This window comes from Desulfosporosinus sp. FKA, assembly GCF_002196785.1.
In the GTDB taxonomy this organism is placed as follows: domain Bacteria; phylum Bacillota; class Desulfitobacteriia; order Desulfitobacteriales; family Desulfitobacteriaceae; genus Desulfosporosinus; species Desulfosporosinus acididurans.
The window spans coordinates 295055-315613 of record NZ_NAHZ01000034.1 but is presented as its reverse complement, the minus strand read 5'-3'; the positions used below and the strand labels follow the sequence as shown (position 1 = coordinate 315613).

General features: G+C 43.5%; 18 protein-coding genes and 1 tRNA gene. 18 read left to right on the top strand and 1 reads right to left on the bottom strand.

Annotated elements, in window-relative coordinates; all coding sequences use genetic code 11:
• Position 1: 1 nt before the first annotated feature.
• The 15 genes from B5771_RS22725 (at position 2) to B5771_RS22655 (ending at position 14376) form a co-directional block, all read left to right on the top strand.
• The gene (locus B5771_RS22725) at positions 2 to 844 is read left to right on the top strand and encodes an MTAP family purine nucleoside phosphorylase (RefSeq protein ID WP_088189553.1); all 843 of its coding nucleotides are present in this window, start codon (positions 2 to 4) and stop codon (positions 842 to 844) included.
• A 2-nt stretch (positions 845 to 846) separates the two neighbouring features.
• Positions 847 to 1887 carry an MraY family glycosyltransferase gene (locus B5771_RS22720; protein WP_088189552.1) on the top strand — a complete coding sequence of 347 codons (1041 nt, stop codon included), beginning with the start codon at positions 847 to 849 and terminating at the stop codon, positions 1885 to 1887.
• A 90-nt stretch (positions 1888 to 1977) separates the two neighbouring features.
• Positions 1978 to 2934, top strand: coding sequence for a glycosyl hydrolase family 18 protein (locus B5771_RS22715; protein WP_088189551.1), 957 nt, complete (start codon positions 1978 to 1980; stop codon positions 2932 to 2934).
• A 23-nt stretch (positions 2935 to 2957) separates the two neighbouring features.
• A complete protein-coding gene (locus tag B5771_RS22710; RefSeq protein ID WP_088189550.1) occupies positions 2958 to 3659 on the top strand; it encodes a metal-dependent hydrolase in 702 nt (233 codons plus the stop codon).
• 129 nt (positions 3660 to 3788) lie between these two features.
• On the top strand, positions 3789 to 3929 hold the full coding sequence (locus B5771_RS22705) for a cleavage protein (RefSeq protein WP_088189549.1): 141 nt from the start codon (positions 3789 to 3791) through the stop codon (positions 3927 to 3929).
• Between the two features lies 1 nt (position 3930).
• Positions 3931 to 4128, top strand: a complete 198-nt coding sequence (locus B5771_RS22700; RefSeq protein WP_047809206.1) for a small, acid-soluble spore protein, alpha/beta type — start codon at positions 3931 to 3933, stop codon at positions 4126 to 4128.
• 68 nt (positions 4129 to 4196) lie between these two features.
• Positions 4197 to 5525, top strand: coding sequence for a DRTGG domain-containing protein (locus B5771_RS22695; protein WP_088189548.1), 1329 nt, complete (start codon positions 4197 to 4199; stop codon positions 5523 to 5525).
• Positions 5526 to 5641: 116 nt separating this feature from the next.
• Entirely contained in the window at positions 5642 to 9124 is a 3483-nt protein-coding gene (locus B5771_RS22690; protein WP_242966941.1) for a DNA polymerase III subunit alpha, read from the top strand.
• Between the two features lie 86 nt (positions 9125 to 9210).
• On the top strand, positions 9211 to 9720 hold the full coding sequence (gene coaD, locus B5771_RS22685) for a pantetheine-phosphate adenylyltransferase (protein WP_047809208.1): 510 nt from the start codon (positions 9211 to 9213) through the stop codon (positions 9718 to 9720).
• A gap of 70 nt (positions 9721 to 9790) precedes the next feature.
• Positions 9791 to 9991, top strand: coding sequence for a glutamate decarboxylase (locus B5771_RS22680; protein ID WP_047809209.1), 201 nt, complete (start codon positions 9791 to 9793; stop codon positions 9989 to 9991).
• Positions 9992 to 9993: 2 nt separating this feature from the next.
• Complete coding sequence (gene accD / locus B5771_RS22675; RefSeq protein ID WP_088189546.1) at positions 9994 to 10908, top strand: acetyl-CoA carboxylase, carboxyltransferase subunit beta; 915 nt, start codon at positions 9994 to 9996, stop codon at positions 10906 to 10908.
• Positions 10892 to 11854, top strand: coding sequence for an acetyl-CoA carboxylase carboxyltransferase subunit alpha (locus B5771_RS22670; protein WP_088189545.1), 963 nt, complete (start codon positions 10892 to 10894; stop codon positions 11852 to 11854). Before accD ends, B5771_RS22670 begins: the two co-directional genes overlap by 17 nt.
• Before the next feature lie 78 nt (positions 11855 to 11932).
• Positions 11933 to 12018 (top strand) — tRNA-Leu (locus B5771_RS22665).
• A 178-nt stretch (positions 12019 to 12196) separates the two neighbouring features.
• The gene (locus tag B5771_RS22660) at positions 12197 to 12880 is read left to right on the top strand and encodes a response regulator transcription factor (protein WP_088189544.1); all 684 of its coding nucleotides are present in this window, start codon (positions 12197 to 12199) and stop codon (positions 12878 to 12880) included.
• Positions 12877 to 14376: a HAMP domain-containing sensor histidine kinase gene (locus B5771_RS22655; protein ID WP_088189543.1), complete on the top strand. Its 1500-nt coding sequence runs from the start codon at positions 12877 to 12879 to the stop codon at positions 14374 to 14376. The genes B5771_RS22660 and B5771_RS22655 overlap by 4 nt, the downstream gene beginning before the upstream one ends.
• Positions 14377 to 14452: 76 nt before the next feature.
• Here the strand turns inward: B5771_RS22655 and B5771_RS22650 are convergent, their stop codons facing one another.
• Entirely contained in the window at positions 14453 to 15655 is a 1203-nt protein-coding gene (locus tag B5771_RS22650) for a Na+/H+ antiporter NhaC family protein (protein WP_348982970.1), read from the bottom strand.
• A gap of 391 nt (positions 15656 to 16046) precedes the next feature.
• On the opposite strand from B5771_RS22650, the gene polA reads away from it, so the two are divergent.
• From polA to B5771_RS22635, 3 genes are all read left to right on the top strand, one after another.
• The gene (polA, locus tag B5771_RS22645; protein ID WP_088189542.1) at positions 16047 to 18680 is read left to right on the top strand and encodes a DNA polymerase I; all 2634 of its coding nucleotides are present in this window, start codon (positions 16047 to 16049) and stop codon (positions 18678 to 18680) included.
• Positions 18681 to 18682: 2 nt separating this feature from the next.
• On the top strand, positions 18683 to 19504 hold the full coding sequence (gene mutM / locus B5771_RS22640) for a bifunctional DNA-formamidopyrimidine glycosylase/DNA-(apurinic or apyrimidinic site) lyase (protein WP_088189541.1): 822 nt from the start codon (positions 18683 to 18685) through the stop codon (positions 19502 to 19504).
• Between the two features lie 98 nt (positions 19505 to 19602).
• Positions 19603 to 20526 carry a pentapeptide repeat-containing protein gene (locus B5771_RS22635; protein ID WP_088189540.1) on the top strand — a complete coding sequence of 308 codons (924 nt, stop codon included), beginning with the start codon at positions 19603 to 19605 and terminating at the stop codon, positions 20524 to 20526.
• Positions 20527 to 20559 lie beyond the last annotated feature (33 nt).

The following is a 20559-nucleotide window of genomic DNA, read 5'->3' as shown; positions in this document are numbered from 1 at the left end:
TATGATACCCAACGTTGACGTAGGGTTAATATGTGGTTCAAGTACTAATTCGATTTCCTTTCCTAAAGATTTAAAAATACCCGGAACAAAGGTGCTGGGTGAGGCCTTGATTTTTGATACTCCTTATGGGCCGTCGCCGGAATTTACCCATTTTTCATATGCAGGCAAAGAGGCTTTAACATGCCGGATGCATGGCTGGAGACAGGGAGTCACCAGAACTCAGGCTTCTCAGCAAATTTTTTGGGTTTTTCATCAAGCAGGGGTCCACGTGGTTTTAACTGAGGGCGGGGTCGGGGGAATTAATCATCTGCTAAAACCTCGTGATATTGTTATTCCTCACGATTATTTGGACTTTTCAATGCGGAAAGATGTATCCATCGGACTTCCCTATCTGTTAACCATGCGCAATGCAGTTTGCCCGGACTTGATTAAAGTCTTACATGAGACCGTTTTACAAAACCAGCCACCGCGCTATGTCTTTGAACGAGGGGTTTATGTTTGTACGGACGGGCGTCATTTCGAAAGTCCATCTGAAGTTCAGATGTTTAAACAGATGGGCGGTGATATCATCGGACAATCCATGTGTCCGGAAGTATACCTGGCCCGAGAAATCGGAGCCCATTACGCTACGGTCCAGCTTGTTGTTAACTATGCTGAAGGTATCATCAAGGATTGGGAACACGAGGAATTAGCTGATATTTTTTATAATCAGTCCAATTTCGCCGGCAGAATTTTGTTAAGCGCGATGGCTATGCTTCCTCAAACTTTTTCCTGTTCTTGTTTGGAACTGCGCCAACCGACAATGCTGCGTGATAAGCTTGAGCCTAAGACTGCGGAGGAATAATCATGGCCTATATAATAACCTTTGCCTTGGCCTTAGTAATTGCAGTTGTTTGTACACCGCTGACGATGAAACTGGCCCAAAAATGGGGGGCTATTGCTTATCCGGGAGGGCGTCACGTTCATAAAAAGCCTATTCCCCGCTTAGGCGGATTGGCCTTGTACGCCGGTTTTTGGCTGGCGGCTGCATTAACTCAAAAATGGGATCTATCATTCTGGGGGTTATTTTTAGGTAGTACGTTAATTATGGTGGTCGGTGTATGTGATGACATATGGGAAATTCGTCCGCTCGTAAAGCTCTTTTGGCAAATTGTTTCAGCGGCGTTGCTCTTTGGCTTTAATTTTTCCATGGATTTTATTTCCCTGCCTATAATCGGGCAGATTAATTTCACAGGTTTTTGGCTTAGTACTATAGGTTTTGCTTTAATGCTCTTTTGGATCGTTGGCCTGGTTAATACGGTCAATATCTCTGATGGTTTAGACGGTCTTGCCGCAGGGATATGTTTTATGGCGGCACTGCTATTGTTCTGGTCGGCTAATCGAATCAGTAGTCCTGCAGCGCATCTGACCTTGGCTTTAGCTGGATCACTGCTGGGATTTTTATTGTTTAATTTTCCCCCGGCGAAGGTATTTATGGGGGATTCCGGTAGTATGTTTCTTGGCTATATTATTGGTGGCCTTTCCATTTACGGATTGCTTAAAACCGCGACTATTTTAGGCGTGGTTTTTCCGCTTCTCGTTATGGGCATGCCGGTAACGGACTTAACCTTTGCTATTATTCGCCGTAAACTTAGAGGTCAATCCGTGGCCACCGCCGATCGGGGACATTTGCATCATCGCCTGCTTGACGCGGGACTTTCCCAGCGTCAGGCGGTTTTGTCAATGTATGGAATCAGTGCTTGCTTCGGGATTTCGGCAGTCTTAGGAGCTAAAGGACAATGGATTATGGCTTTAGCCATTCTCATCCTTGTCTTTGCACTCCTGGTGATTATTTTAATGCGTAGAACCGCAATGCTGGCAGTTTTTGGAAGGCGTCACTCAAAATAAAATCTTGATTATCCCAAATCTATTCTCAATAGTTTTCTTCACACTTATACCCCCCGCGATGCATATGATGATCGGAAAGGGGGTATAAGTATGCCATTGAATGTTTTTGCCTTTTACAATGGTCTGACGGAACAAGTAAAGGGTTACCCATATTTAGCACGTTACGGAAATACTATCGATCAGTTGGATATTTTTCAAGTAGCCATTCAGAATGATGGAACACTTCAGGGCCGACCCAGTCAAAAAATAATAACCGAAGCCCATGCCAAGGGGATCAAGGTTTTTTTAACCGTCAGCAACTTGACACAGAGGGGACTCTTTTCTACAGATTTAATGACCCAGTTGGTGCGGGACCGACAATTCGCGGATTATGTTTGGGGGAATATACGGAATCCTCTGGCACAGTATCAGTTTGATGGAGTCAATCTAGATCTGGAAAAAGCGAGTCCGGGAGACCGGTATCTTTTCACTCAGCTTATCCAAAGATGGTCAACTTTGTTTCACCAAGCGAACTATATTATTACTATTGATGTTCCGGCAAAGTCCTCGAGTGAACCTCTTGATCCGTGGAAAGGTGTCTTTGACTATCAGGCTCTCGGCCAGGTTGTTGATGAGGTTATCATCATGACTTATGAGGAGCATTGGCCGGCAAGTCCTCCGGGATCAGTAGCTTCTTTGCCTTGGGTCAATGAGAATTTAAACTATGCTTTAGCAAATATCCCGGCCCGTAAAATCTATATGGGTATTCCTCTTTATGGCTATGATTGGTCAGAACGAGGCGGGGCGCAGAGCATCAGTTACCAAAGGGCAGTAGACCTTGCTAAACGTTATGGCGCCCCCATCCTTTGGGATTCAAGACAACACGGCTTGCATTTTCGCTATGAAACTATGGGTGTTAAACATACTGTTTATTTTGAAGATCCTCGCAGCTTGAAGGATAAGCTGGATCTTGCTTTAAGTAAAGGCATTCGAGGAGTAGCCCTTTGGGAAATGAATTTAAGTTATCCTGCAGTGTGGGAAGTGCTTCAAGTATATTCAGCGCGTTAAAGCGATCAGATGGAGGTTAAAGAATGAATATTCGTTTCCACGGACATTCGTGTTTTGAAATTGAGAGCGAGGCGGGAAGAATCATCATTGATCCCTATTTAAAAGGGAACCCGAGTACTACTGCGAAACCTGAAGACTTCAAACAGCTTGATGCTATTTTGGTTACCCACGGTCACTACGATCATTTAGGCGATGCTGTAGAATTGTCGCAACAAACAGGTGCTCCTATTATTGCAGTCTATGAGCTGGCAGCCTATTGCCAAAGTCAAGGTGCAGTAACTCATGGTATGCATATTGGAGGGAAATATCTTTTTCCTTTTGGATGGGTTAAGCTTACATTGGCACTTCATGGTTCAGGGATTGAAGAAACAGCAGGAGGGCCTATGATTTATGGCGGTCCGCCCTGCGGTTTTCTCCTGCAAATAGAAGGAAAGTGGATATACCATGCCGGAGATACCGGATTATTTGGAGACATGGAGCTGATTGGCTTGCGGCATCCTTTGGAAGTCGCTATGCTGCCCATCGGTGATAACTTTGTCATGGGCGTCGAGGAAGCGACCCACGCATCCCAATTACTGCGTTCCAAAGTAGTTATCCCCATGCATTACAATACTTTTCCCCTTATCAACCAAGATGTTAACGAGTTCCTGCGTATGCTGCAACGCAGAGTACCTGAGACGAAGGGCATAGTACTTAAAGCAGGGGAATCTTTTGAATTAGCTTAGTCCGTATACATAGTACATATAAATAAAATGAATACTGAACAATAAATTTTTCTGAAATATCCCGCTTGTAGATCAGGCGGGATATTTTTAATTAAAAAGGGTAAAACTTTTAGATAAGGAGATGAGAACATGACCAGAAAAATGTGTGCGCTTCATTGTCTTTACGGAGTCGACGGACGTTGCCGTTTAGAACATTTGCTAGGAGATAGAGGACCAAATTGTCCGCATTATGAAGAAGATGCATTTACTATGAGCAGGGGGAGAATATAAGATGAAATCAGCAAAACCAAGAGTAAGGCGAACAGACCCCTTAGAACCATTGAAAATGGAAATAGCCGCAGAATTGGGACTTTTAGAGCAAGTTAAGACCAAAGGATGGCACTCCTTAAACGCCAAAGATGCCGGTAAAATCGGCGGGTTAATGACCCAACGGCGGAGACGGGAAAATCTTAAAGATAGAAACGAATAAGCTAGTTCGATCTTCAATCATATGGTATAATTAATGATTGTATAGTAATAGGTGGGGAGCGTTATCACTTGACAAAACATCAACAAATATTAACATTCATTGAAGATTTAGCTATCGGAAGTAAGGTTTCTGTCCGTTTTATTGCTAAAGCCTTAGACGTCAGTGAAGGGACAGCTTATCGTGCTATTAAAGAAGCTGAGGCTAAGGGGTTAGTTCGCTCAATTCCCAAAGTTGGTACCATACGAATTGAAGGGGTTAAGGAACGCCAGATCGAGGATTTAACGTTGCGCGAAGTGTCACAGATCGCCGAAGGTGTTGTTATCTGTGGCTTTGAGCATCTCGATCGCTCCCCTCATAAATTTATTATTGCATCTATGGAGCTTGATGCAATGGGGCGTTATTTGGAAGAAAATGCTTTGTGCATTATGGGCAATCGTCATGATGCTCAGATTCTGGCTTTAGAACATAATGCTTCCTTATTAATTACAGGAGGCTTAGAACCTGACGAAGACGTTGTAGCTTTGGCGCGGCAGCGTGAGTTAGTCATTATTCAATCACCCTATGATACCTTTGCCGTTACTTCGATGATTAATCGCGCTCTCTATGATCGGTTAATTCAAAAAGAACTCATTTTAGTCGAAGATATTATGGTCAAAGATGTTAAGTATTTGAATGTTGATGCTACCGTAGAAGATTGGCGGAATCTTTCCCAAAGTACAGACCATAGCCGTTTTCCAGTCGTTGATAATGACATGAATCTTGTGGGAATTGTCACGGCGGTTGATGTTGCCGGGGAGGATCTCAAAGCTCCGATCAAGGACGTTATGAACGGCAATCCCTTTATGGTTGGCCGCGATGATCCTGTAACCCATATTTCGCGAATTATGGTTTGGGAAGGATGGGAAATTGCGGTCGTAGCGGATCAGGGTAAGTTAATAGGCATTGTTAGTTTACAAGATGTCATTGAAGCTTATCAGCAAGTCCAGAAACAGCCTCAATTCGGAGAGACCGTTGATAATCTGGTGTTAAGCGGATTTCGGTTTGTTGATGATTCCGAACATCTTTCCATTGAAGGTGAAATTACCAACGCCATGGTGGATGACTACGGATCAGCCAGTTGTGGTGTTATAGTTACAGTCATGAACATGGCTGGATATATCGGGCTTCGTAAGAAATACAAACTCAACGCAATTACCGAAAACTTTACCCTCTATCAGCTTCAGCCCATACCCGTAGGGACGGAAATTACCGTTACTGCTAAACTTCTCTTGGTAGCTAAGAAACATTGTAATATTGAAGTAGAAGTTAAGGTTGAAAATGAAATAGTTGCTAAAGGTCTGATGACAGCACGTATCGGAGATAAAAAACTGGTGAATGAAAGCAGTTCATTAATTTAATTGACGATGAATTTATTCCTTGACAAAGTTACAAGTTACAAATAAATCAACAATTATTGAATGACGGGTCTTGAATTTTTCAAGGCCTTTGCTAATATCTTGAGGAGAGATATGTGATGTTTGTTCACCTTCACAACCATACGGAGTACAGTCTGCTTGACGGAGCTGCCCGCATTAATAATTTAGTCAAGCGCGCTGCTGAATTGAATATGCCGGCACTGGCAATTACCGATCATGGGGTAATGTATGGAGTCATTGATTTCTACAAAGCGTGCCGCAAAATGGGCATTAAGCCGATTATCGGATGTGAAGTTTATGTTGCGCCCAATAAGCGGACGGATAAAGTTCCGGGAAGAGATGATAAAAACTACCATCTAGTTCTTCTCGCGGAGAATGAAGAAGGATATCGTAACTTGATCCGCTTAGTATCCATGGCTCATATTGAAGGCTTTTACTATAAGCCTAGAGTAGATAAAGAAATTCTGCACAACTATTCCAGCGGAATTATTGCCCTTAGTGCCTGTTTGGCCGGTGAAGTGGCAGATTTTCTCCTTAATGATCAATTAGAAATGGCAGTTCAAAGCGCGTTGGATTATGAAAGGATTTTTGGCAAAGGTAATTTTTATCTTGAAATTCAGGACCATGGAATTGACAAACAGCTAAAGGTTATGCAGGGAATATGGAAGATTCATGAACTCACGGGAATTCCTATCGCAGCTACTAATGACGTGCATTATGTAAATCGTGACGATGCTCTTGTCCAAGATGCACTGCTGAGTATCCAAACCGGTAAGACCTTAACGGATACCTCGAGAATGAGGTTTTCAAGTCAGGAACTTTTTCTTAAATCAGAACAAGAGATGGCCCTGCTGTTTGGAGAACATCCTGAGGTTTTAGACAATACTGTTAAAATTGCCGAACGTTGTCAGGTGGATTTTAAGTTTGGTGAAAATTTCTTGCCGGTTTTTGACGTTCCCCCCGGATACACCTTAGACGGATATCTGGAAGCTCAATGCCAGGAGGCTTTTCCGCGCTTCTATCCCCAAATGACTAAAAATGAATGTGATCGTTTAGACTATGAGCTTCGAGTTATTTCTCAGACCGGCTTTTCGGGATATTTTCTGATTGTTGCTGACTTTTGCCGATTTGCCAGAGAGAACGGGGTAGCTGTCGGGCCGGGACGGGGCTCTGCTGCTGCCAGCATGGTTGCGTACTTGCTTGGAATCACTTCCGTTGAACCCCTTAGTCATGATTTGTTGTTCGAACGTTTTTTAAATCCGGAGCGAATTTCTATGCCGGATATTGATATAGATTTTGACCCGGAGGGCCGTGAGCGAGTCATTCGCTATGTGACGGAAAAATACGGTTCAGACAAGGTTTGCCAGATTATTACCTTTGGAACCATGGGGGCCAAAGCAGCTATTCGAGACGGGGGGAGGGTGTTGGCGATTCCTTTGGCCCGTGTGGATAAAGTTGCCAAGGCCATTCCTTCAGATCCGGGTATAACTTTGGAAAAGGCTCTGCAGGTGTCTCCCGATTTAGCTCAAATGGTCGAAGAGGATGAAGAAATTAAGAGGCTTTATAAGCTGGCCCAATCCCTTGAAGGTATGACGAGGCACGCTTCTACCCATGCCGCAGGGGTCGTGATTTCTAAAGATCCTTTGATGAATCATTTGCCTCTGCAGAGAACTTCAGAGGATTTTGTAATGACTCAATTTCCTATGAAAATAGTTGAAGAAATTGGGTTGTTAAAGATGGACTTTCTCGGCTTGAGAAATTTAACCATCATCCAAGAGGCAGTGAAACGGGTAGAGGAAACTCAGGGGATCAAACTTGATTTGCGGGCGCTGTCTTTAGATGATCGTAAAACTTATCAACTGCTTGCCTCTGGAAACAGCACTGGGATCTTTCAGTTTGAGTCCGGTGGGATGAGAGCCGTCCTCAAAGAAGTAAAACCAACCTGTTTCGAAGATATTATTGCTGTGGGAGCATTATATCGGCCGGGTCCTATGGATCAGATCCCCGAGTTTATTCGCCGCAAGCATGGGGGCCAAATCACCTACTTACACCCTAAATTAGAACCCATACTTAGATCAACCTACGGAATTATCGTTTATCAGGAACAGGTTATGCAGATTGCCAGAGATTTGGCGGGTTATTCTTTAGGGCGAGCAGATTTGTTACGACGGGCTATGGGAAAAAAGAAAAAGGAGATTATGGCTGAGGAACGTCAGAACTTTATTTACGGCCTGCAGGATGAAAAGGGACAGTGGCTTATTCCGGGGGCCCTTCGCCTCGGTTTAACCAGTGAAAAGGCTGAAGAAATTTTTGATTTAATGGCCAAGTTTGCGGAATACGGTTTTAATAAAGGGCATGCTACTGCTTATGCTGTGATCTCGTATCAGACAGCTTATTTAAAGGCAAACTATCCCTTAGAATTTATGGCAGCTCTTTTAAGCAGTGTCATGGGTTCTCCCGATAAAATATCGTTCTATATACAGGATGCCAAACAAAATGGAATTGAAGTTCTTCCGCCGGATGTGCAGTACAGTCAAATAGGATTTTCCACAGAAAAAAGGGCCATTCGTTTTGGACTGGGGGCCATCCGCAATGTTGGAGTCAATGTGCTGGAGAAAATCTTGGAAGTCAGACAAGACGGCCCCTTCAAATCTCTTTATGATTTCTGTATGCGCGTGGACCAAAAGGTCTTAAACCGACGTGTTCTGGAAAGCTTAATTCGGTCGGGAGCCATGAGTTCCTTTGGCACTCGGGTTCAGGCCTTGGCAGTTCTCGATCAGGTTCTGGACACTGCTCAGCGGCGGCAAAAAGATCGAAATAATGGTCAATTCTCCCTTTTTGATCTAACCGAAGATATGGACCAAGGAATTACCCTGCCTGAACTGCCCGAGTTTAATGAACGAGAAATTCTGGAGATGGAACGCGAATATTTGGGTCTTTATTTAAGCGGTCATCCCCTTTCGGCGGTTATTCCACAACTAAAGCCTTTTGTCTCTTCGGATATTTTGACTTGCCTTGAAAGCGAAGAAGAAAAAAAGGTTGTTCTTGGAGGTCTAGTGACCAGCTTACGGCAAACAGTAACTAAAAAGGGCGAAATGATGGCGAGCTTTATTTTAGAAGATTTGACCAGCGGAATTGAAGTCTTAGTGTTCCCGCGAGTCTTTGCCTTCACTCGGTCCTTGAATAATGACCAAGTGGTTGTTGTAACCGGCAGGTACAATATTCGCGATGATGAAAAGAAGATCTTTGCCGAGAGGATTACCCGCCTAGAAGAACTTAAACCCTCTGCAGCACTTGTATATGAGGCTAAATCTCCAAATTCCTCGGCTCAAGATGCGGGGGAGCGGCTTTTTTTAAGATTTTCCAGCAATGAAAGCAACCACATGGCGGACGTTTTGGAAATTTTGAGACGTTATCCAGGGAATCAGCCAGTTTATTTTTATTTTGCGGACAATCAGAAGGTTATTGAGGGTAATCGTGAGTTTTGGGTAACTGATGATGAGGAATTACGAAATGCTTTGCTTAGGGTTCTGGGTAAAAGTAATGTTGTCTGGAAACCAGGAAAAATTTCACCGAAATAATTTTGTTAGCAGGATTTCTGTGTTTTAAGGCGAAACCCATGAAAATATCCTGATATCTTGATATCCTGAAATAAAGGAGATTGAATGTGCGAACAGCGATTTATCCGGGAACCTTTGATCCGGTTACGAATGGACATCTTGATATTTTAATTCGTGGCAAAGAACTCTTTGAAGGGGTAACGATTGCCATAGCAGCTGACAGTAAAAAGACGCCCCTGTTTACCCTTGGCGAGAGAATGGAGCTGCTTATTGAAGCTACAAAAGATATGCCCAATGTAAATGTTCGTGTTTTTGAAGGCTTAACTGTGGAATTTGCTCGTAAATGTGGTGCTGTGGCAATTTTGAGAGGTCTGCGCGCTTTATCTGACTTTGAATATGAGTTTCAATTGGCCCTTATGAATAAAAAAATTGCTCCTGATATCGAAACTGTTTTCTTAATGACGCAAAGCAAATATTCATTTATTAGTTCAAGTGCTATAAAATGGGCTTCCAGCTTACATGCCGGAGTATCAGATTTTGTAACACCTAATGTGGAAAAAGCTTTAATGGCCAAATTCTCCAATCTTCGCTCAGAAGTTCATGATGAGGATTTATAATTGGGCCCTTTGTTGCACAATTAATTGGGCTATGGTATCATAATACGGATTTAATAAGGGGGCTATTACTGTGTGGACCGTTATTTATATTGCACCCAACAAGTTAATTGCGGAAAAATATAAAACAATTCTCACAGACGAAGGAATGCTTGTTCAATTACGACCCATTGGTTCTGCGCATTTGGGGGATCATGCTTCTGTGGAAATTCTTGTACCTGAATCTGAAGCCGATGAAGCCTATGAAATTATTACCGGCGCAATAGGGAGCTAACTATGTTCAAAGATATCTTCCGAAGAACGAAATACGTTACGATTCAATCGGCTCCTGCACCCAAGCGTACGACGGCTGTAGGTACACGCCAAGAACCTAAAACTGTCAAGAAAGAACTGCCTGACGGGCTGTGGGTAAAATGTCCAAAATGCGGTGAAGTACTTTTCATTAAAGATCTTGAGGAAAATGCACGAGTTTGTACAACTTGTTTCTATCATTTTCGGATTTCCGGTCGGGCTCGTTTAGCGCTGCTAGCTGATGAAAACAGCTTTGAAGAATGGGATTCGGAAATACTTACTCTTGACCCCTTAGAGTTTCCCGGTTATGAAGAGAAACTTCTTGAGGCTCAGGAAAAGGCGGGAATGATTGAAGGGGTTCTTACAGGCCGGGCTATGATTGAGGGAATTCCTGTTGTTTTAGCTTTTAATGAAGCTGATTTCATAATGGGCAGTATGGGGTCTGTAGTTGGGGAAAAGATTGCTCGGGCAGTTGAACGGGCGATTGATTTACGCCTGCCCGTTGTTATTTTCTCTACTTCCGGCGGTGCCCGAATGCAGGAGGGAATCCTTTCTCTCTATCAGATGGCTAAGACAAGTGCAGCTTTGGGACGTTTAGCTGCCAATCATTTGTTATATATTTCGGTACTTACAGATCCGACTTTTGGAGGGGTTACGGCCAGCTATGCTTCTCTTGGTGATATTTTAATTGCTGAACCGAATGCTTTAATAGGATTTACCGGACCAAGAGTCATCAAGCAGACAATGAGGCAAGAATTGCCGGCGGGAGCCCAAACGGCAGAGTTTAATCAAATGCACGGTTTGATCGATCTCATTGTGGAACGTGCTCAAATGCGGTCTACACTGGCACGTTTGTTGCGGTACCATCAGGAAGGGGTTCAGCATGGCGCAACTGTTTGAATTTGAAAAGCCTATTATAGAGCTTGAACGGAAAATTGCGGAACTGCAAAAGTTTTCTGTCGAAAAAGATATTGATCTTTCCCGTGAAGTAGAGACCTTAGAGAAAAAAGTCTCTCTTCTTAAGAAAGAAATTTACGGCAATCTTGAACCGTGGCAAAAAGTCCAGATTGCCCGACATTCAGAGCGACCAAACTTTTACGATTATGCGCCGCTCTTATTTGACGATTTTATTGAACTCAAGGGAGACCGGCTGTATGCTGACGATCAGGCTATTGCCGGCGGAATGGCCCTTTTCCGTGGTGTACCTGTGACGGTGGTCGCTCAAGTTAAAGGAAAAGACACCAAGGAAAACATTAAGCGCAATTTCGGTATGCCCCATCCTGAAGGCTACCGTAAAGCCTTGCGCTTAATGGATCAGGCAGAAAAGTTCGGACGACCGATTTTGACCTTTATTGATACCCCTGGTGCGGCCTGCGATTTAGCAGCTGAAGAACGGGGACAAGGTGAAGCTATTGCAAGATGTTTGCTGGCTATGTCCGGGTACCATGTTCCGGTGATCAGTACGGTTATCGGAGAGGGTGGAAGCGGCGGCGCTTTGGCGCTTGGTGTAGGAAATGTTATTTTAATGCTGGAGAATTCCTTTTTCTCTGTCATTTCTCCGGAAAGCTGCGCGTCTATTCTTTGGAAAGATACCTCAAAGGCTAAAGAAGCTGCGGCAGCCTTGAAGTTCACAGCTCAAGATCTGTTTAAATTGGGAGTCGCTGACGAAGTAATCAGGGAACCTCAAGGCGGAGCTCATTATAATTTAAGACAGACAGCTGATGAATTGTCAGCGGTTATTGCCAAGTACCTCGTCCGTCTGCGGACAGAGTCTCCTGAAGCCCTGCAGGAGAAACGGTATCAGAAGCTTCGGGCTATTGGTCCGTTCCAAGAAAAATCGATTTGATTCTTAAAAAAAGCTTGACTTAAGTGTTCGAATAAGTTATTATAGCTAAGTCGTATTAATTCATCGCGAATATGATTTGGGCGAGTGGCGGAATGGCAGACGCGTCGGTCTCAAAATCCGATATACGTGAGTATGTGGGGGTTCAAGTCCCCCCTCGCCCACCAAAATGAAATTTGTAAGAGCCTTTAGGGGCTCTATTTTATTATATATACTTTATCCACTATTCCTTCAGCAAACTTTCAGGAACTCTTCAGTACTAATTCAGCTGCATATAGGAAAATAAGTTAAAAACGTTTGGAATGATGTCTGAATAAAAGGTTCTATGATTGGGAGGACTTAGGAATGCAGAGCTTAAAAGGTATAAAAATACTTCTCGTAGATGATGAACCCAATATTTTGCAGTTTTTGGAAATGGGACTTCTGAATGAGGGCTTAGAGGTCCAAACGGCTCAAGATGGAATGACAGCGGTTACCCTTGCTAAAGAGTTTCACCCTCACATTATTATCCTGGATGTTATGATGCCGGGCATGGATGGTTTTGAAGTATGCCGAATGCTTAAAAAAACTGAAAATGCAGCCATCATTATGCTCACTGCTAAAGATGAAGTTGACGATCGTGTAAAGGGACTAACCTTGGGCGCGGACGATTATATGATGAAACCATTTAGTTTTGAGGAGCTTTTGGCGCGTATACAAGCGCGAATACGCAATCAATTCCCATATCTTATGGGAGAGGTAGTCATCGGAGACTTTCGAATCGATGACCGGCGTAAAGAAATTCTCTATCAACAGCGCGTACTGGAGCTTTCAACGACAGAATATGAGCTGCTCAAATTTATAGTGCTGAATCAAGGTATCGTCTTAAGTAAAGCGAAAATTTTAGATAAAGTATGGGGTTATGATTTCGGTGGAGACGAAAATATTGTGGAGGTTTATATTCGATCTTTGCGAGATAAACTTAATGACAAAGAACACCGCCTAATTCGAACGTTACGCGGAGCGGGATACAGAGTTGACATATCATGACCATAAAAACTCGGCTGAGACGTTATATAGTTCCTAATTCCCTGCGCTTTCAGCTCTTGTCCAGTTCCCTTATGCTCTTGGCTGGATTATTAATCGTTATTGGGTTCTTGCAATACATTTTTATGCAGGGATTTATTTATCAGAATCAGGCCAAAAGCATTCAGAGCCAGATTCAGTCCCTGCCCCCTGATGCTTGGATGATGATGGCCAAAAGTGTTCATGATACCACAGATGTTCCAGATTCAAGTTCGTTGGGGCCTCATCGTCATGGGCCTTTCTTTTTGCTTCAAGACGCCCACATTGCCCTTATCGATCAGAAGGGGACATTTACAGAGCTTACGAATGGCTCCGGGGATGGGGGAACATCCCCTCGTTTAGCAGAGGAAGATTATAAGAATGCTTTGCAAAGCAATGAGCATCATTTATCCTATCAAATTGTCAATCCAACAGGGGAAAATGAGCAGCTTATCGTTCTCCAGACGATTCGCACAAAAAATCATACTCAGGAATTAATTCAGGTGAGCATCAGTACTAAACCTCTAAAGAATATGATGTTGCATCAACTGCTTGTTTTTCTTGGAGTTTCTTTAATTGCTCTTGTCATTGGAATATTAACCTTTATCCCCGTGCTGAGAAAAACACTTGTCCCTTTATCAAACATGGTTGACAAGGTGGAACAAATTGATGCCGGAAATCTTGCTGAACGTATACCAGCCGATCAAGGTCAAGTCGAGATCGATCATTTGGCAAATTCCTTTAATGGGATGCTGCAGCGACTAGAGTCATCCTTTGACGCGGAAGTAGAGTCCAAAGAGCAAATGCGCCGCTTTGTTGCTGACGCTTCTCATGAACTGCGTACTCCCCTGACAGCTATTCATGGTTTTTTGGAGGTACTGTTGCGCGGTGCTGTAAATCAACCGGATATGCTTGATCGTTCCTTAAAGAGTATGTTCGTCGAATCAGAGCGTATGAAGAAGTTGGTCGAAGACCTTCTCTTGTTGGCTAAACTTGATCGCTCACCCAATATTCAGAGAAAAGAAGTTGTTTTGGACGAAGTTATTAAAGAAATGGCGCCTCAGCTACGAGTATTGGCTGGAGACCGGAAGGTTATCTTAGAACTGACATCTCATTTAAGAGGTTGGTTTGATGTTGACCGTCTTAAACAAGTTATTTTAAATCTTTTTCATAATGCGGTTCAACACACCGACTCTGAGAGAGGTGAAATTAAAATTTCATTAATTAATGTTAAGGGCGGCGTAGAATTGTTGATCCGTGATAATGGTTCCGGGATCTCTGAGAAACATTTGTCAAAATTGTTTGATCGTTTTTACCGCAGTGATTCTTCCAGAACTCGAAAATACGGGGGATCAGGGCTCGGCTTAGCAATTACAAAATCAATTGTGGAACTTCACGGCGGTACAATAAGGGTCGATAGTGTTGTTGACGAAGGAACTATGTTTTGCGTTTGGTTCCCTCTTATAGAAACATCTAAATAATAGCCATTGTAAAGGACTCTGAACACAGTGATGCGTACAGAGTCCTTTTTGTTTGCTCCCAATATTCCTCTTTTACTCAGAGCGTTCTCGGCTTCCTCAAACGATGTACCGGTGATGATAGAGATTTGATTAGGCTAGAAAAGATTATTTGAGTCAGTGGCAACAGATAAAGATAAAAGGCATAGGGGATGAATCCCATCAAACTAACATTAAGTGTGGCAGTAGGAACAAAGGCTGCAGTGTTCCAGGGGATGACAGCTGCTAAGGGGACTGACGTATTTTCTAAGTCAAGAGCTAATTGAGTCCTTGATGATTGACCATTGGTATAAACGTCGTTCATCAAGGAATGGGTTAAAACGATAGAGATCGTTTGACTGCAGCCGAGAATTGAGGTGAGAAGACTCATGAGTGTCGTCATCAGAAATCTTGCGGACGGTGAATTTATCGTCCTAAGAAATTCATTTAAATCCTTTAAAAGGTCTGTTTCAGCAAATAGACCGGCCCAACAGCAGGATACGTAAATAACCACAGATACTTTCCACATCGATAGGATACCACCGCCCTGGAGAATTGCGGAAAGAGGGCTGCCGGCGTGAAGAGTGAAGCCAAATAGAATAAATTTCAGTATTTCAAGAATTTGATAATGTTGTACTTCTAAACTAATAAAAATGGCCAACAAAATACTGACAACCATAGAGATTTGAACGTCAACTCGGAAAACAGCAAGCACCAAAATCGCCAGGGCAGGCAGCAAAACAATCCAGTGAAGAGTAAATAGAAGAGAAATCTCGTTAATCATCGTAGTCCCGGTGAATCGTAATGGCTGGGAGATTGATAATCCAAGATAGGCTAAAACAGAGAGAAGAAAGGGTAACATCCCTGTGCGAAACATGCCTTTAATATTAGCATACAGGTCAGAATGAGTTAAATGAGCAACTAAATTTGCACTTGAGGACATGGGGGAGCAGCGGTCACCAAAATAGGATCCGGCAATAATGGCTCCTGCCGCAATGTTGCTGTTAATGTGACCGCCTTTCGCCATGATCATCAAAGCTAAGCCAACCGTGCTGACGGTGCCGAAGGAGGTTCCCAGCAAAAAGGAAACTGCAGAGCTGATCAGAAAGGTGTACAGAATGAATAAGTGGGGATTCATCCGGAGCATTCCATAATAAAGAATGGCCGGGGTCGTTCCGGAGGCTATCCAGAGAGAGGTAATAGCACCTACCAGAACAAGAATACGTAAAACAAGGAGAGATTTTTTGCCGCCCCGGTATGACATTCCCATAATCTCTCGAAGGGGATATCCGCGTTGATGTGCAATGCAGGCAAAGTTTAAAAAACATAGAATCAGGGGAAAACCTATAAATATGCCTTTGAGGGTACTAAAGAGGAGAAGGAAAAAAGTAATAAGCACACTGAACAAAAGATACATATTCTTATATTTCACGCTAGGTTTCCTTTCGGTGTCGAAATTTTAAATGGCTCTGATGAATGTAAGAAGTAGTTTTTGTGAACTAATGTTAACTTTATTGTAGCACTGCACTTGATCCTTGAGCAAAAAACAACAAAAAAAATAAACAGGAAGTTGAGAACCTCGGGAAGGGTAGTAGTGTTTGTTAGAAACAAGTGGGTATGATATAGTAAAGTGCGAAGAGAAAGGGGTTTTCACGATGCCGAAAATGCTGATATTAGACGGAAACAGCTTAGCGAATCGCGCTTTCTATGCTTTACCTTTACTAACAACATCCGATGGACGCCCGACCAATGTGCTGCAGGGTTTTCTGACGATGTTATTTCGTCTAGAACAAGAACAACATCCGGACTACTGGGTGGTGGCTTTCGATAAAACCAAGGCAACGGTGCGTATAGAGCAGTACGCAGGGTATAAAGCCCAAAGAAAAGCTACTCCGGAAGGTTTGCGTCCGCAATTTGACTATCTCAAAGAAATTCTCGCCGAATTGGGCGTGCCGATGCTGGAACTTGCAGGCTACGAAGCTGATGATCTCATCGCGGCCGTGACAAAGCAAGCTGAAGCGCAGGGGATGCAGATTCAGGTCTACACCGGTGATAGAGATGCTTTACAACTGATCTCGCCTAAGACTCATATTTATTTAACGAAGAAGGGAATCAGCGAGGTTGAATGCTACGATGAGCATGCTTTATGGGAGCGTTATCAGCTGCGTCCTCACCAAATTATTGATTTAAAAGGCTTGATGGGAGATACTTCCGATAATATTCCCGGTGTTCCAGGTGTCGGGGAGAAAACTGCCCTAAAATTGCTTTGGGAATATGAAACAGTCGAGGGCGTTTTAGCGAACGCTGAGAAGGTCTCCGGGAAAAAACTGCAAAGCAGTTTAAAGGAATATGCAGACCAAGCAAGATTAAGTAAAACCTTAGCAACGATGTTAACGGAGATTCCTCTGGAATTTTCCTTGGAGGACTTTATTTATCGGCGGCCTCAAGCCAATAAAGTTCTTCCCGCGTTAAATAAATACGATCTAAGAAATGTCACACGTATATGGCAGGAACGTCATTCCAAGGATGAAGAGGCAAGGCAGGATACTGCAGAAATGTCTCTAGCGACCTGGCCGGTCCGTGAACTTTCTGAAGAAGGCTGGCTAACTCAGATTAAACAATGGCAAAACTCAAAAACCGTCCTTACGTTGACTTGCCGTTATGAGAGAACTGGGCTGCAAGGAGGACGTTGGCTTGAGTGGGGAGTTGCTGTTTCAGGGGAGTCTTTTAAACTGTCCCGCGAAGAAGTATCCTCAAAGGTTTCTGAGGCATGGCTGGAGCTGTTGGCAAATGAACAAGTTCCCAAGATTTTGGCTGATTCAAAAACGGTGGACTTATTACTTGGGAACGAGAATAAGTGCTTAAAGGGAGTGTCCTTTGACCTTGGCTTAGCATCCTATTTGATTCAAGCGTCCCGCACGAAGTTTACTCCCCTGGATTTAGTCAAAGAATATGTTCCTATGCTAGACGCTTTTGATAGTATTGCAGAGGAGGCTGCAGCCCTGGCTCAAGTTGCTCCGAAATATCAAAAGGACATCGAAACTTTGGGCTTGGAAGATTTGCTGCATACGATTGAAGAGCCTTTAAGTCTGGTCTTGGCTCAAATGGAGCGTCAAGGGATTGGCGTTGATATTGAGCAATTGAAACATTTCGGTGAAGGAATCAGTATTACCTTAAAACAGTTGGAACAAGACATCTATGATTTAGCCGAATCGTCCTTTAACATTAATTCTCCGAAACAGTTAGGAACGATATTGTTTGAAAAACTCGGATTAGTCGCCGCTAAAAAGACTAAAACAGGATATTCCACAGATGCTGAGACGTTGGAAGAGCTTCGCTCGGCCCATCCGGTTATCGAGAAAATTTTAGATTATCGCCAGCTGAATAAACTTATGTCAACCTATGTCAACGGGCTACTTGCCCAAGAGAAAGAGGGCAGAATTCATACGACCTTTCAGCAGACCGTTACGGCAACGGGACGACTGTCCAGTACGGAGCCGAACTTGCAAAACATTCCAATTCGCTTGGAACAAGGGCGGCAGTTAAGAAAAATCTTCCATGCGACGGAACCGGGCTATCTCCTTCTTTCGGCAGATTATTCTCAGATTGAACTGCGTATTTTGGCCCACTATTCGCAAGATCCCCTGCTCTGCGAGTCTTTTGCCTTAGGTCAAGATGTTCATACGAGAACTGCTGCCGAAGTTTTTGGAGTTTCCCTGGAAGCAGTTACCTCAGATATGCGCAGAAGCGCCAAGGCTGTCAATTTTGGGCTCGTTTATGGTTTAACCGAGTTCGGCTTGTCCAGGGATTTGGGAATTCCCCGCAAAGAGTCTAAGTTTTATATAGAACAATATTTTAAACGTTACAGCGGCGTAAAATACTATTTGGAAAGTGTAGTCGCTCAAGCTAAACAAGATGGACAAGTCCGTACTTTATTTAATCGCCTGCGCCGGATTCCCGAATTATATCATGCTAACAGAGTCCAAAGGCAGCTTGGAGAAAGGATTGCTATGAATACGCCGGTTCAGGGAACAGCAGCAGATATTATGAAATTGGCGATGATTCAAGTCGCAGAAGGGATAAAACCCTATCGAGCTGCTGTTCTCCTGCAGGTCCATGACGAACTGCTGCTCCAAGTTGCTCCGGAAGATTTGAAGAAGGTAGCTCTGATTTTAAAAGAAACTATGGAAAATGCTTTTCCTTTATCAGTTCCCATGACTGTCGATTGCAAAGTCGGACCAAATTGGTATGATATGAAACCATATCAGCCTAATGATAACAAGGAGTAACCATGCCAGAATTACCAGAAGTTGAAACTATTCGACGAACTTTAGCAGCACACATTAAAGATTCAAGGATAAAAGATATAGCTCTCATTTGGCCCTCCGCTGTCTGCGGCTGGAAGGATAAAGGTTTTAAAGAACTAGTCCTGGGACGCCGTATAACACGTCTTGACCGGCGGGGAAAATATCTCCTCATCCGCTTGGATGAGGAGATGACCTTAATTGCCCATATGCGTATGACGGGGCGGCTAAATTATTATCCGGATCATAGAGAACCGGAAAAGCATACTCATGTAGTTTTTACCTTGGAGCATGGCGAAGTGCATTTTTCGGATGTCCGAAAATTTGGCAGAATACAAGCTATTCCAACGTCACTCTGTATCCAAGAGTCCTCACTAAGTAAGCTTGGCCCGGAACCCTTGGAACCTGAATTTACACCAATCGTGCTCAAGGATCATTTAGCCAAGAAAAGAGTTGCCCTTAAGGCCGCCTTGTTGGATCAGTGTGTCCTTGCCGGATTAGGGAACATTTATGTAGATGAATCTTTATTTCGAGCGGGAATATCTCCGCAGCGGCAGGCCAATACTCTTTCGGAAGAGGAAATCAAGCAGCTGCATAAATCAATACAAGATGTTTTACAAGCGGGTATTGATGCCCGAGGGACTTCTTTTAGAGATTACCGAGATGCCAATGGAGAAAAGGGACAGTTTGAACAGGCTCTCCAGGTTTATGGCAGAGGGGGAAAGCCCTGTCGTATTTGTGGTGAAACTTTAGAACGCTTGCGTTTGGCTGGACGTACAACGGTCTATTGTCCAAAATGCCAGAAGTAACGTTACTCAGCGGTAACATCCAATCAGCCCGTTTTGAAGGGCTGTTTTTAGTGGGTAAGTTATCGGTGAAAATCTGAGGTAAGTACGAGGTATGCACAATGGAAAAGCAAATTGACCCCCAAAATACTAACAAAATATCTTTCAATCGGGAATATCCATCCTCATTTACAGATATAATTCTCCCTAAACTTCGAGCCGACTGTGAAAATTGCTTTGGCTTGTGCTGTGTTGCACTCTATTTTTCGGCTTCAGAAGGTTTTCCGATCGACAAAAAGGCTGGTCAGCCTTGTCTTAACCTGCAATCTGATTTTCGTTGCCGAATTCATAAAGATCTTCAGAAACGCGGCTTAAAAGGATGTCTTGCTTTTGACTGTTTTGGCGCCGGTCAGAAGGTTTCCCAGGTCAGCTATGCCGGAAAGGATTGGCGAACAGCCTCGGAATCGGCAAAACAAATGTTTGAGGTATTTCTAATTATGCGGCAGCTTCATGAATTACTTTGGTATTTAACTGAAGCGCTGACCTTAAAGGCTGCCTTTCCAATTCATGGCGGAATCAGCACTATGCTTGAAGAGATAGAGACCTTGACGCAGCTGAGACCAGATTTAGTTCTGGGACTTGATGTTGCTGCCCTTCGAGCTGATGCCAATGTATTGCTCCTAAAAGCCAGCGAACTCCTACGCACTGATGCCTGCCTGGAGCAAAAAGTTCATGCAGGGCGGCGAAAGGCATTTTCACGGGGAGCTGATCTTATTGGCAAAGATTTAAGGAAGTTTGATCTTAGAGGGGCTAATTTAAGGGGAGCTTTTCTTATTGCTGCAGACCTGAGAGGAGCCGACCTCAGCGGTACAGATTTTATCGGTGCTGATTTTCGTGACACAGACATAAGAGGAGCTGATTTAAGTAAGAGCATTTTTCTTACACAAGGACAAATAAACGCCGCCAAAGGTGATAACAGTACCCTGTTGCCATACTCACTGCTTCGACCGGTTTCTTGGAATCATAAGCTTGGAACCATAGGATAGAAACGACTGATCATCATCCGTGAAAGGGCGGCA

Coding starts and splice junctions, on each gene's coding strand:
- B5771_RS22725 (WP_088189553.1), top strand. CDS start 2: ATGATACCCAACGTTGACGTAGGGTTAATATGTGGTTCAAGTACTAAT.
- B5771_RS22720 (WP_088189552.1), top strand. CDS start 847: ATGGCCTATATAATAACCTTTGCCTTGGCCTTAGTAATTGCAGTTGTT.
- B5771_RS22715 (WP_088189551.1), top strand. CDS start 1,978: ATGCCATTGAATGTTTTTGCCTTTTACAATGGTCTGACGGAACAAGTA.
- B5771_RS22710 (WP_088189550.1), top strand. CDS start 2,958: ATGAATATTCGTTTCCACGGACATTCGTGTTTTGAAATTGAGAGCGAG.
- B5771_RS22705 (WP_088189549.1), top strand. CDS start 3,789: ATGACCAGAAAAATGTGTGCGCTTCATTGTCTTTACGGAGTCGACGGA.
- B5771_RS22700 (WP_047809206.1), top strand. CDS start 3,931: ATGAAATCAGCAAAACCAAGAGTAAGGCGAACAGACCCCTTAGAACCA.
- B5771_RS22690 (WP_242966941.1), top strand. CDS start 5,642: ATGTTTGTTCACCTTCACAACCATACGGAGTACAGTCTGCTTGACGGA.
- accD (WP_088189546.1), top strand. CDS start 9,994: ATGTTCAAAGATATCTTCCGAAGAACGAAATACGTTACGATTCAATCG.
- B5771_RS22670 (WP_088189545.1), top strand. CDS start 10,892: ATGGCGCAACTGTTTGAATTTGAAAAGCCTATTATAGAGCTTGAACGG.
- B5771_RS22660 (WP_088189544.1), top strand. CDS start 12,197: ATGCAGAGCTTAAAAGGTATAAAAATACTTCTCGTAGATGATGAACCC.
- B5771_RS22655 (WP_088189543.1), top strand. CDS start 12,877: ATGACCATAAAAACTCGGCTGAGACGTTATATAGTTCCTAATTCCCTG.
- B5771_RS22650 (WP_348982970.1), bottom strand. CDS start 15,655: ATGTCATACCGGGGCGGCAAAAAATCTCTCCTTGTTTTACGTATTCTT.
- polA (WP_088189542.1), top strand. CDS start 16,047: ATGCCGAAAATGCTGATATTAGACGGAAACAGCTTAGCGAATCGCGCT.
- mutM (WP_088189541.1), top strand. CDS start 18,683: ATGCCAGAATTACCAGAAGTTGAAACTATTCGACGAACTTTAGCAGCA.
- B5771_RS22635 (WP_088189540.1), top strand. CDS start 19,603: ATGGAAAAGCAAATTGACCCCCAAAATACTAACAAAATATCTTTCAAT.